The organism is Microbacterium oleivorans, assembly GCF_001644225.1.
Taxonomy (GTDB): Bacteria; Actinomycetota; Actinomycetes; order Actinomycetales; family Microbacteriaceae; genus Microbacterium; species Microbacterium gawkjiense.
Genome location: NZ_LSTV01000001.1, coordinates 1,278,834 through 1,289,909, shown reverse-complemented (window position 1 = coordinate 1,289,909; position 11,076 = coordinate 1,278,834). Strand labels below are relative to the sequence as shown.

Here is an 11,076-nt window from a genome sequence, read left to right as displayed (position 1 = left end):
GATCGCAGGCGGCGCCCCCCGGCGCCGTGCGGAAGGAGCATCGTGACCGACCAGAAGCCGACCCCCGAAAAGCCCGACGAGACGGGGGGCACCGTCGAGGACCTCGACATCACCGTCGTCCGGGAGCCCGAGACAGCGGTGTACGACGCGTCCCGCGTCGACAGCGAGACCGAGGCGTACGACTTCGAGACGGATGCGGCGTCCTCCGCGCCGGCCGCAGCCGATGCGCCGGCAGCCGAGGTATCCGCCCCCGTGGACGACGTCCCGGCCGCCGCGGCGGCCCCTGCGTCGCACGTCGAGGCCGCCCCCGCCGATGTCGACCAGGCTCCCGAGGCGGGCCACGTCCCGCCGCAGTACGGGATCGGCCCGTTCTCGCTGCGCGAGGTGTCGCTGCTGGGTGTCTGGGCGCTCGCCTTCCTCTTCTCGTTCTTCCCGCTCTACAGCGACGGCCCGTACACGCAGCTCCTCGGCGGCGGGAACGTCTGGGGCTCGGGCATCGACTGGATCCTCGCCATCGGTGTGCCGACGGTCGCGGTGTTCCTCATCGTCCTGCGTCGCTTCTCGCCCACCGGCATCCGCCGGGTCGGTTCCCTGGGTATCGACCAGTTCGCCTCCGTCGCCTTCTCGGTTTCGGCGGTGCTCTGGCTCAGCTGGCTCTGGATCAACATCGCCCGCGGCGCCGCGACGGGTGTCTGGCTGAGCAGCTGGGTCGTCTGGGTCGAGGTCATCCTGATGGCGGCGGGTGTCGCCCTCACGGTCGTCGCCCCCTTCATCCCGCCGTTCCACGAGGACTTCCTGCACCGCAGCGAGACGGTCTCGCACCGCGTCGCCCGCGGTGCCCGCCCGGTCGTCGCCCGTCCGATCTCGGACGCCCGCTTCACGATGGCGGCGCCGTCGGTCGACCCCGACCCGGCACCGCTCGGCGACCCGATCGACGACGACGAGCCGGCACCGGCTCCGGCCTCGGCGCAGCAGGCGTTCTGGGCGCTCGCACCCGCCGAACGGGACGTCGTCGACGAGAACGGCGCGCCCCTGTTCCGCATCGGCCCGACCGCCTGGGCCCTCGTCATCGAGGACCGCGGCGACTCGTTCGTCGTGCGCCACGAGGACGGTCGGATCGGCTACCTCACCGACGTCTCGGGCGTCACCCGGGGCTGACGCGCCGGTACCCTGGAGGGATGCTTCGCACGATCGACCTCCGGGGTCGCGCCGTCACTCCGGCTGACCTCCTCGCTGCCGTCCCCCGGGCCACCGCTGCCCGCGACGAGGCTCTGGCGACGGCGGCCGCCGTCGTCGCGGACGTCGCGGAGCGGGGGGAGGCGTCGCTGCGCGAACAGGCCGCCCGCTTCGACGGCGTGGAGGGTCACGACGTCCGCGTCCCGGCCGCGCACCTCGAGGAGGCGCTCGACGCCCTCGACCCGGCGATCCGGCGGGCGCTCGAGAACGCGATCGACCGGGTCCGGCGCGCCTCGGCCGCGCAGGTCCCGGCGCCCGTCGTGACTGACATCGGCCCCGGTGCCCGCGTCGAGCAGCACTGGCGACCCGTGCGGCGGGCCGGTGTCTACGTCCCCGGCGGCAAGGCGGTCTACCCGTCGAGCGTCGTGATGAACGTCGTCCCCGCGCAGGTGGCCGGCGTCGCACAGGTCGCCCTCGCCTCGCCGCCGCAGCGCGACCACGGCGGCCGGGTGCACCCCGTCATCCTCGCCGCGGCTCGCCTCCTCGGCATCACTGAGGTGTACGCGATGGGCGGCGCGGGGGCGATCGGCGCCTACGCCCACGGTGTCCCGGCCCTCGGTCTCGACCCGGTCGACGTCATCTCGGGCCCTGGCAACAACTTCGTCGCGCTGGCGAAGCGCGTCGTGGCCGGCATGGTCGGCACGGACTCCGAAGCGGGCGCGACCGAGATCCTCATCGTCGCGGACGAGTCCGCGGACGCCCGGCTGGTGGCCGCCGACCTCGTGAGCCAGGCCGAGCACGACGAGCAGGCGGCGGCCGTCCTCGTCACCGACTCGCAGGCGCTCGCGGAGGCCGTCGTGGTCGAGGTCGAGAAGCGAGCGGCCGCGACGCACCACGCCGCCCGCGTCGGGCAGGCGTTGTCGGGGCCGCAGTCCGCCGTCGTGCTCGTCGACGACATCGCCACGGCGACCGCGTTCAGCAACGCCTACGCTCCCGAGCACCTCGAGTTGCACTTGCGCGACCCGCGCCCTGAGGAGTACGTCAACGCCGGTGCCGTGTTCGTCGGCGCGTGGACCCCGGTGAGCCTCGGCGACTACCTCGCCGGCAGCAATCACGTGCTGCCCACGGGAGGTCAGGCCCGCTATGCGTCGGGACTGTCGGCATCCACTTTCCTGCGTCCGCAGCAGGTGATCGTGTACGACCGTGACGCGCTGAAGGCGGTCCACGACGACATCGTCACGCTCGCGAACGCCGAGGTCCTGCCCGCGCACGGCGAAGCCGTCACGGCGCGCTTCGACGCGTAGGCTGGATGCCGCCATGCACTGCCCGTTCTGCCGTCACTCCGATTCCCGTGTCATCGACTCCCGCACGAGCGACGACGGGCTCAGCATCCGTCGCCGTCGCCAGTGCCCCGAGTGCGGCGGTCGATTCTCGACGATCGAGACGGCGAGCCTGAACGTCATCAAGCGGTCCGGCGTGATCGAGTCGTTCAGCCGCGAGAAGGTCATGTCGGGCGTCCGCAAGGCGTGCCAGGGCCGCCCCGTCACCGAGGCGGATCTGGCGATGCTGGCCCAGGCCGTCGAAGAGGCGGTCCGTCAGACCGGTGTCTCGCAGATCGACACGAACGAGATCGGACTCGCGATCCTCGGGCCCCTGCGCGAGCTCGACGAGATCGCCTACCTGCGGTTCGCGAGCGTCTACCAGGCGTTCGAGACCCTCGACGACTTCGACGAGGCGATCGCGCTGCTGCGGGCGGATCACGCGCAGCGGGCCCAGCGCGAAGAGGTCTGATCACGGGAGTGCGCCCCTCGCCCTAGGCTGGGAGCCGATGTACCGACTCCTCTTCGACCTCGTCCTCCGCCGCCTGGACCCCGAGAGGGCCCACCACCTCGGGATGGTCGTCATCCGTCTCACCGCGGTGCCGCCGTTCTCGCGGATCGCCCGCGCCCTCACCCGCCCGGCCCCGCAGCTGCGCACCGAGGCCCTCGGTCTCGTCTTCGACTCGCCCTTCGGCGTCGCCGCCGGCTTCGACAAGAACGCCGTCGGAGCGCTCGGCCTGCACGCGCTGGGCTTCGGCCACGTCGAGGTGGGCACGGTCACCGCGATCCCGCAGGACGGCAACCCGAAGCCGCGGCTGTTCCGGCTGCCCGCCGACCGCGCGCTGATCAACCGCATGGGGTTCAACAACGAGGGCGCGGCCGTCGTGGCGGGCCGCCTCGCGCGCATGCGGCGTCGCACGAACCGCCCGGTGCTCGGCGCGAACATCGGCAAGTCCCGCGTCGTGGACGTCGCCGACGCGACGGCCGATTACGTCGCCAGCACGCGCCTCGTCGCCCCGGTCGCCGACTACCTCGTCGTGAACGTGTCGTCCCCGAACACGCCCGGGCTCCGCGGCTTGCAGGCCGTCGAGACGCTCCGTCCACTGCTGTCCGCGGTGAAGGATGCCGCCGGCGGCACCCCACTTCTCGTGAAGATCGCCCCCGACCTCACCGACGACGAGATCGACGGCATCTCGGCCCTCGCCGTCGACACGGGGCTGGCGGGCATCGTCGCGACCAACACGACGATCGCCCGGACGGGTCTCACGACGGATGCCGCACGGGTCGAGGCCATGGGCGCCGGCGGGCTCTCCGGTGCGCCGTTGCGCGAGCGTTCGCTCGAGGTGCTCCGCCGGGTCCGTGCCGCGGTCCCCGCCGACTTCTGCGTCATCGCCGCCGGGGGAGTGGAGACCGCGGCCGACGTCCGCGAGCGGCTCGCGGCCGGCGCCGACCTGGTGCAGGGCTACAGCGCGTTCGTGTACCGCGGCCCCCTCTGGGCGCGCGAGATCAACCGCGGCCTGGTGCGCTGAGTCCAGGCATCCGCCTCACACGAGAACGGGCCCGCACCTGTCGGTGCGGGCCCGTTGCGGATCTCGGACTCAGCTCGGGTACTCGCCGCGCTTGACCTGGGGCTTGGGCAGACGCATGAACCGCATCTGCACCGAGCGCATCGCCGCGTACCAGCCGAGGCCCTTCTCTCGGCGGTCGCCCCACTTCGCGGCGGCGAGCTTCTTGACCTTGCGCGAGAGCATGATCATGTCGGCGACGACGAAGAGCAGGTAGGCCCAGAGGCCGATGTAGGCGTAGAAGACGACGGCGGTGTTCGGGACCAGGGCGAAGAGGATGACGATCACCAGCAGCGGCATGACGAGCTCGCCGAAGTGCCAGCCGGCATCCGTGTAGTCGCGGGTGAAGCGCCGCTGGGGGCCGCGGTCGCGGGGCGTGAGGTAACGCTCGTCGCCGTTGGCCATGCCGATCCGGGCCTTTTCGCGCTGGGCGGCGAGCTCGGCCTTCGCGCGGGCGCGCGCCTCCTTCGTGTTCGCGACGAGGGGCCGCTTTCGCGCCGCTTCCTGCTCGGCGCGCGTGGGCGTCGGGCGGTTCTTCCCCGCGCCGGTGGGGGCGTCGGGGGCGGTGTCGGCGGGGGGCGGTGTCTTTGCCACGGGGCGGTTCCTCGGAATCGGCGAAAAAGGCGTGCGACATAAGATTACCCGCATGACTTCCGACACCACCCGGTCCGCTGCGGTGCGCGAAGCGGCCCTCACCCAGGTGCCCGCCGCCCTCGCCGACCTGGGCTCGCTCGTCCGCATCCCCTCGATCGCGTTCCCCGGGTTCGACCGCGCCGAGGTGCAGCGCAGCGCCGAGGCCGTCAAGACGCTCGTCGAGGGCCTCGGCATCTTCGAACGCGTCGAGATCGCGACCGCCGTCGTCCCCGAAACGGGGGAGGAGGGGATGCCGGCGGTGTTGGCGACGCGCCCCGCCCGCAACGGCCGCCCCACGATCCTCCTCTACGCCCACCACGACGTGCAGCCCGTCGGCGACGAGTCCCTGTGGGAGTCGCCGCCCTTCGAGCCGACCCTGCGCGACGGCCGGATCTACGGTCGCGGCGCGGCCGACGACAAGGCCGGCATCATGGCCCACATCGGGGCACTGCGCGCGCTCGTCGACGCCGTGGGCACGGACTTCGACCTCGGCGTCAACCTCTTCTTCGAGGGTGAGGAGGAGGCGGGGTCGGCCTCCTTCGCCCAGTTCCTCAGCGACAACGCGGATGCGCTCCGCGCCGACGTGATCGTCGTCGCCGATTCCGGCAACTGGGACTCCGAGACGCCCGCCCTGACGGTGTCGCTGCGCGGCAACGCCCGCTTCACCCTCGACATCGAGACGCTCGATCACGCCTCGCACTCCGGCATGTTCGGTGGGGCTGTGCCCGACGCGATGCTCGCAGCGGTCACCCTCCTCGCGACGCTCTGGGACGAGGACGGTGCCGTCGCCGTCGCCGGACTGGAATCCCGGGATGCCGCCACCCCGCCGTACTCGGAGGAGACCCTCCGCAGCGAGGCTGGCCTTCCCCAGGGGGTGTCGCCGATCGGACGCGACGAGATCCTCAGCCGCATCTGGAACAAGCCGTCGATCACGATCACCGGCATCGACGCCCCGAGCGTCCGGAACGCGTCCAACACGCTGACCCCGAAGGTCTCGGTCGTGATCAGCACCCGGGTCGCCCCGGGGCAGGCCGCCGCCGACGCGTTCGCCGCGATCGAGGCGCACCTCCGCAGCCACGCGCCGTTCGGGGCGCGGCTCACCTTCCGCGACGTCGATTTCGGCGACCCGTTCCTCGTCGACACCTCCGGCCCTGCCGTCGAAGCGGCGCGCGCCGCCCTCGAGAGCGGGTACGGCCGCACTCCGGTCGACATCGGTGTGGGAGGGTCGATCCCCTTCATCGCCGACCTCGTGCGGGAGTTCCCGGGGGCCGAGATCCTCGTGACCGGCGTCGAGGACCCGCACGCCCGGGCTCACAGCCCCAACGAGTCCCTGCACGTCGAGACGTTCCGCAACGCGCTGGTGTCCGAGGCGCTGCTGCTCGCGGCACTCGACGCATCCGACTGATCCCGCGCGACGATCCACTCGGGTCGCCGGGCCGACGGGCGCGCCGGGACGTAGAATCGAGAGAGCACGCCGCCCCCGTTCCTGAAGAGCACTGGCGGCCCGACCATGGGGAGAGTCATGACCGACATCGCCACGCAGTCCACCGAGACCGTTCCCGCCCACGGCGTCGCCCTCACCGAGGCTGCTGCCGAGAAGGTGAAGAGCCTGCTGTCGCAGGAGAACCGTGACGACCTCCGGCTCCGCGTCGCCGTCCAGCCCGGCGGTTGCTCGGGTCTGATCTACCAGCTGTACTTCGACGAGCGCTATCTCGACGGCGACAAGACGGTCGACTTCGACGGCGTCGAGGTCATCGTCGACGACATGTCGGTGCCCTACCTCGACGGCGCGAAGATCGATTTCAAGGACACGATCTCGGAGCAGGGCTTCACGATCGACAACCCCAATGCCGCCGGCAGCTGCGCCTGCGGCGACAGCTTCCACTGATCCATCCCGGGTCGCCTCCATCGGTCGCGGCATCCTGAGCGGATGGCCGGAACTCCGTAAGAGGTTGCCCTAGACTGGCATGAGTCTGACCTTCATGTCCCCGAAAGGTGCACCGTGCGCGTCAACCGCCGACTCCGTTGGGTAGCTCTCCCGCTCACGATCGCCTCCGCGATCGCGCTGGCGGGCTGCAGCCCCACGACAGCGAACGGCTTCCTCCCCGGCTTCGACGAGGAGGGCGGCCAGGCGACGAACCACACGTCGATGATCGCCGGCCTCTGGACCACGTCGTGGATCGTCGTCCTCGCCGTCGGCGTCATCACCTGGGCCCTCATGGGCTGGGCCGCGATCGCCTACCGGCGCCGCAAGGGCCAGTCGGGCCTCCCGGTGCAGCTGCGCTACAACATGCCGATCGAGATGTTCTTCACGATCGCGCCGGTCATCCTGGTCCTCGGCTTCTTCGCGTTCACTGCCCGCGACCAGACGATCATCGAGACGCAGCACGAGACCCCCGACGTCTGCATCACCGCGATCGGCAAGCAGTGGGCGTGGGACTTCCAGTACAACGGCTCGGACTGCAACGACACCGAAGAGTCCGTCTGGACCATGGGTGTCCAGGCGCAGACCGACGCTCAGGGCAACATCACCAACGAGCTCCCCGAGCTGGTGCTGCCGGTCGACAAGAAGGTGACGCTGCAGCTCGAGTCTCGCGACGTCATCCACTCGTTCTGGATCGTGGACTTCCTCTACAAGAAGGACATGTACCCGGGCCGTGACAACTACTGGTCGTTCGTCCCCACCAAGGAGGGCGAGTACGTCGGCAAGTGCGCCGAGCTCTGCGGCCAGTACCACTCGATGATGCTCTTCAACGTGAAGGTCGTCTCTGAGTCCGAATACCAGTCGTACATCGCGTCGCTCGAGGCCAAGGGCCAGACCGGCGACATCGATGACGTCCTTGACCGTCAGCAGAACGCACCGGGCACCGGCGCACCTGCCGCCGAGGGAGAGAACAACTGATGGCCACCATCACGCCTCCGGCACAGACCCTTCCCCCTCGCCAGGCGGCGCTGCTGAGCCGCTCGCGCGTCGAGCACAAGGGCAACATCGTGGTGAAGTGGATCACGTCCACCGACCACAAGACCATCGGGTACATGTACCTGATCGCGTCGGTCCTGTTCTTCATGCTCGGCGGCGTGATGGCGCTGATCATCCGCGCCGAGCTCTTCGAGCCGGGCATGCAGGTGGTGCCGACGAAGGAGCAGTACAACCAGCTGTTCACGATGCACGGCACGATCATGCTGCTCATGTTCGCGACGCCGCTGTTCGCCGGTTTCGCCAACGCGCTGCTGCCGCTGCAGATCGGAGCGCCCGACGTCGCATTCCCGCGTCTGAACGCCTTCGCCTTCTGGCTCTTCACGTTCGGCTCGACCATCGCCGTCGCCGGCTTCCTCACCCCGCAGGGTGCCGCCGCATTCGGATGGTTCGCCTACCAGCCGCTGGCGAGCGAGAGCTTCAGCCCGGGTGCCGGTGGTGACCTTTGGATGCTGGGCCTCGGCATGAGCGGTTTCGGCACGATCCTCGGTGGTGTCAACTTCATCACCACGATCATGACGATGCGCGCCCCCGGTATGACGATGTGGCGCATGCCCATCTTCAGCTGGAACACGCTGGTCACCAGCATCCTGATCCTGATGGCCTTCCCGGTCCTGGCGGCGGCGATCTTCGCTGCGGCGGCTGACCGCATCCTGGGTGCGCACATCTACGACCCGGCCAACGGCGGCGTCCTGCTCTGGCAGCACCTGTTCTGGTTCTTCGGGCACCCCGAGGTCTACATCATCGCGCTGCCGTTCTTCGGCATCGTGTCGGAGATCTTCCCGGTCTTCAGCCGCAAGCCGATCTTCGGTTACAAGACGCTCGTGTACGCGACGATCGCCATCGCCGCCCTGTCCGTCTCGGTGTGGGCGCACCACATGTACGTGACCGGCGCCGTCCTGCTGCCGTTCTTCGCGCTCATGACGATGCTCATCGCGGTCCCGACGGGTGTGAAGATCTTCAACTGGATCGGAACGATGTGGCGGGGCTCCATCACCTTCGAAACGCCGATGGTGTTCGCCCTGGGCTTCCTCGTCTCGTTCGTCTTCGGTGGTCTGACCGGCATCATCCTGTCCTCGCCGCCGCTGGACTTCCACGTCTCCGACTCGTACTTCGTCGTGGCGCACTTCCACTACGTCGTCTTCGGAACCGTCGTCTTCGCGATGTTCGCGGGCTTCTACTTCTGGTGGCCCAAGTGGACGGGCAAGATGCTGAACGAGCGTCTGGGTCTCGTGCACTTCTGGCTGCTGTTCATCGGCTTCCACATGACGTTCCTCATCCAGCACTGGCTGGGCGCGGACGGCATGCCGCGACGCTACGCCGACTACGCCATGCAGGACGGCTGGACCTGGCAGAACCAGGTGTCGACGATCGGCTCCATGATCCTCGCCGCCTCGATGGTGCCGTTCCTCCTGAACGTCTGGATCACGGCGCGCACCGCGCCGCGCGTCACGGTCAACGACCCGTGGGGCTACGGCGGTTCGCTCGAGTGGGCGACCAGCTGCCCGCCGCCGCGCCACAACTTCACGTCGATCCCGCGCATCCGCAGCGAGCGGCCCGCATTCGACCTGAACCACCCCGAAGCCGGCATCCCCGTCGGTGTGGGTCCTGCCAAGGACGCGCCCGACGCCCCGGTGGTCGATCTGACGAACGGTGAGGTCAAGTAAGTGAAGACGAACGTCAACCTCTGGTGGATCCTGACCGCGTTCTTCGGCCTCGTCGCCGTCGTCTACGTGGTGTGGAACATCATCGCCCACCCGCAGCTGCCGGTCTTCAACCGGATCGAGTGGGTCGGGTCCGTGGCACTCGTCTTCGTGACGGCCATGGGCGCGATGATCGCGTTCTACACGAGCCGCGTCGAGAAGGCCCAGGGCGGCGTCCTCCCCGAGGACTCCCTCACGGCCGACATCGATGACGGCGACCCCGAGATGGGCGAGTTCTCGCCGTGGTCGTGGTGGCCGCTCGTGCTCGCCGGCTCGGCGGCCGTGGCCTTCATCGGTCTCGCCGTCGGTGAGTTCATGATCCCGATCGGTTTCGCCATCTTCGTCGTCGCCATCGTCGGGTGGGTCTACGAGTACTACCGGGGCTATTTCGCCCGCTGAGTCTCCATGCGCATCCATGCGGGCGTCTTCTCCGACGTCGGAGGCTACCGGGACGTCAACCAGGACGCCGCTTTCGCCTCGCCGTTCGCCGCAGCTGTGGCGGACGGCGTCGGCGGTGGTCCCTCCGGTGATCTCGCGTCGGCCGCGATCATCCACAAGCTGATCACGCTGCGCGGCGCTCTTCCCAGCGCCGAAGACCTCATCGGCCGGGTAAAGGCCGCCAACTGGGACATCGGTGCTCACATCCGCCGCGACGCCGCCCTCGCGGGCATGGCGAGCACACTGACCGGCCTCTGGCTCACGGGGGACGGCGGACTCGTCGTCGCCCACACGGGGGACTCCCGCGCCTATCTCCTGCGGGACCGTGAGCTGGCGCGGCAGACGCGCGACGACTCCTTCGTGCAGGCGTTGGTCGACCGCGGACTCATCCGTCCCGAGGATGCCTGGACGCATCCGCGCCGCAACATCATCACGGCCTCGCTGGGCGGCAACGAGGAAGACGTGATCCGGGTCGAGACGCGCGACGTGCGCATCGGCGACCGCTGGTTCCTCTGCAGCGACGGCGTCACCGACTACGTCCCCGAGGATGCCCTCGCCGAGATTGTGCGCGGCGTCGCCGATCCCGTCGCGGCGTCGCGGATGATCGTCGAGCTCGCGCTCCGGGCGGCCTCGCGCGACAACGTCACCGCCGTCGTGTGCGACGTCGTCGACGGTGCGCCCGACATCGCCGCCGTGCCCGTCATCGCCGGCGCCGCAGCCTCCCGATGGACCGAGGTCATCGAGGCCGGTCTGGCGAGCGCCTGAGCGCCCGCACAGGGGCGTTCAGGCGCCCGATCGGACCGGCATGACGAGCGGATCGAAGACGCGGGGGAGCGGGCCGGATGCGGCGTCCACCGGCATCCCCTCCCGTGCCCAGTACTCGTAGCCGCCGATCATGTCGCGGACGCTGTAGCCGAGCTGCGCGAACTCCACGGCGCCACGGGCGCCGCCGTTGCAACCGGGACTCCAGCAGTAGACGACGACGGGTGTGCCCTCGGGGATCTCCTGCGGCGCGCGGGCCGCGATCTCGCGGTGAGGCATGTGCAGCGCGCCTCGTGCGTGTCCCTGGTCCCAGGCCTCCTGGTTGCGCACGTCGACGAGGACGAAGTGCTCCCCGGCCCTCTGAGCGGCGTACACGTCGCTGGGGTCCGTTTCGTGGTGGAGCTTCGTCCGGAAGTAGGTGAGTGCGTCGACGGGGGAGGTGGTCATGTCTCGACGCTACGGGAACAGAGAAGCGGCGGGGCCTGACCTTTCGGTCAGACCCC

The 11,076-nt window shown here is 69.8% G+C and carries 12 protein-coding genes; 10 read left to right on the top strand and 2 right to left on the bottom strand.

From position 1 onward, the window contains the following. Positions 1–42: 42 nt before the first annotated feature. From AYL44_RS06230 to AYL44_RS06215, 4 genes are read left to right on the top strand one after another with little or no spacing between them, the layout of a single operon-like run. Positions 43–1,158, top strand: coding sequence for a hypothetical protein (locus tag AYL44_RS06230; RefSeq protein ID WP_064002327.1), 1,116 nt, complete (start codon positions 43–45; stop codon positions 1,156–1,158). A 20-nt stretch (positions 1,159–1,178) separates the two neighbouring features. Continuing rightward, positions 1,179–2,480, top strand: a complete 1,302-nt coding sequence (hisD, locus tag AYL44_RS06225; RefSeq protein ID WP_064002326.1) for a histidinol dehydrogenase — start codon at positions 1,179–1,181, stop codon at positions 2,478–2,480. Between the two features lie 13 nt (positions 2,481–2,493). Then, positions 2,494–2,967, top strand: coding sequence for a transcriptional regulator NrdR (nrdR, locus tag AYL44_RS06220; protein WP_064002325.1), 474 nt, complete (start codon positions 2,494–2,496; stop codon positions 2,965–2,967). A gap of 37 nt (positions 2,968–3,004) precedes the next feature. Continuing rightward, positions 3,005–4,024, top strand: a complete 1,020-nt coding sequence (locus AYL44_RS06215; RefSeq protein WP_064002324.1) for a quinone-dependent dihydroorotate dehydrogenase — start codon at positions 3,005–3,007, stop codon at positions 4,022–4,024. A 69-nt stretch (positions 4,025–4,093) separates the two neighbouring features. On the opposite strand, the gene AYL44_RS06210 is transcribed toward AYL44_RS06215, so the two are convergent. Further along, complete coding sequence (locus AYL44_RS06210) at positions 4,094–4,654, bottom strand: DUF3043 domain-containing protein (protein WP_064002323.1); 561 nt, start codon at positions 4,652–4,654, stop codon at positions 4,094–4,096. A gap of 52 nt (positions 4,655–4,706) precedes the next feature. Between AYL44_RS06210 and AYL44_RS06205 the strand changes: the two genes are divergently transcribed. The 6 genes from AYL44_RS06205 to AYL44_RS06180 all read left to right on the top strand — a co-directional run bounded on the left by AYL44_RS06205 (position 4,707) and on the right by AYL44_RS06180 (position 10,576). Continuing rightward, positions 4,707–6,098 (top strand): dipeptidase, encoded by a 1,392-nt coding sequence (locus AYL44_RS06205; protein ID WP_064002322.1) that lies wholly within the window; start codon positions 4,707–4,709, stop codon positions 6,096–6,098. Positions 6,099–6,215: 117 nt separating this feature from the next. Then, entirely contained in the window at positions 6,216–6,581 is a 366-nt protein-coding gene (erpA, locus tag AYL44_RS06200) for an iron-sulfur cluster insertion protein ErpA (protein ID WP_064002321.1), read from the top strand. A 114-nt stretch (positions 6,582–6,695) separates the two neighbouring features. Then, on the top strand, positions 6,696–7,595 hold the full coding sequence (gene coxB / locus AYL44_RS06195) for a cytochrome c oxidase subunit II (protein ID WP_064002320.1): 900 nt from the start codon (positions 6,696–6,698) through the stop codon (positions 7,593–7,595). Then, on the top strand, positions 7,595–9,337 hold the full coding sequence (gene ctaD, locus AYL44_RS06190) for a cytochrome c oxidase subunit I (protein WP_064002319.1): 1,743 nt from the start codon (positions 7,595–7,597) through the stop codon (positions 9,335–9,337). The genes coxB and ctaD overlap by 1 nt, the downstream gene beginning before the upstream one ends. Then, entirely contained in the window at positions 9,338–9,772 is a 435-nt protein-coding gene (locus tag AYL44_RS06185) for a cytochrome c oxidase subunit 4 (protein ID WP_064002318.1), read from the top strand. 6 nt (positions 9,773–9,778) lie between these two features. Then, complete coding sequence (locus tag AYL44_RS06180; RefSeq protein WP_064002317.1) at positions 9,779–10,576, top strand: PP2C family protein-serine/threonine phosphatase; 798 nt, start codon at positions 9,779–9,781, stop codon at positions 10,574–10,576. Positions 10,577–10,594: 18 nt separating this feature from the next. Here the strand turns inward: AYL44_RS06180 and AYL44_RS06175 are convergent, their stop codons facing one another. Further along, positions 10,595–11,020: a rhodanese-like domain-containing protein gene (locus AYL44_RS06175; RefSeq protein WP_064002316.1), complete on the bottom strand. Its 426-nt coding sequence runs from the start codon at positions 11,018–11,020 to the stop codon at positions 10,595–10,597. Positions 11,021–11,076: the final 56 nt, after the last annotated feature.

Excerpts from the sequence above, each read along its gene's own strand:
- hisD (WP_064002326.1), top strand. The coding sequence starts at position 1,179 with ATGCTTCGCACGATCGACCTCCGGGGTCGCGCCGTCACTCCGGCTGAC.
- nrdR (WP_064002325.1), top strand. The coding sequence starts at position 2,494 with ATGCACTGCCCGTTCTGCCGTCACTCCGATTCCCGTGTCATCGACTCC.
- AYL44_RS06215 (WP_064002324.1), top strand. The coding sequence starts at position 3,005 with ATGTACCGACTCCTCTTCGACCTCGTCCTCCGCCGCCTGGACCCCGAG.
- AYL44_RS06205 (WP_064002322.1), top strand. The coding sequence starts at position 4,707 with ATGACTTCCGACACCACCCGGTCCGCTGCGGTGCGCGAAGCGGCCCTC.
- erpA (WP_064002321.1), top strand. The coding sequence starts at position 6,216 with ATGACCGACATCGCCACGCAGTCCACCGAGACCGTTCCCGCCCACGGC.
- ctaD (WP_064002319.1), top strand. The coding sequence starts at position 7,595 with ATGGCCACCATCACGCCTCCGGCACAGACCCTTCCCCCTCGCCAGGCG.
- AYL44_RS06180 (WP_064002317.1), top strand. The coding sequence starts at position 9,779 with ATGCGCATCCATGCGGGCGTCTTCTCCGACGTCGGAGGCTACCGGGAC.
- AYL44_RS06175 (WP_064002316.1), bottom strand. The coding sequence starts at position 11,020 with ATGACCACCTCCCCCGTCGACGCACTCACCTACTTCCGGACGAAGCTC.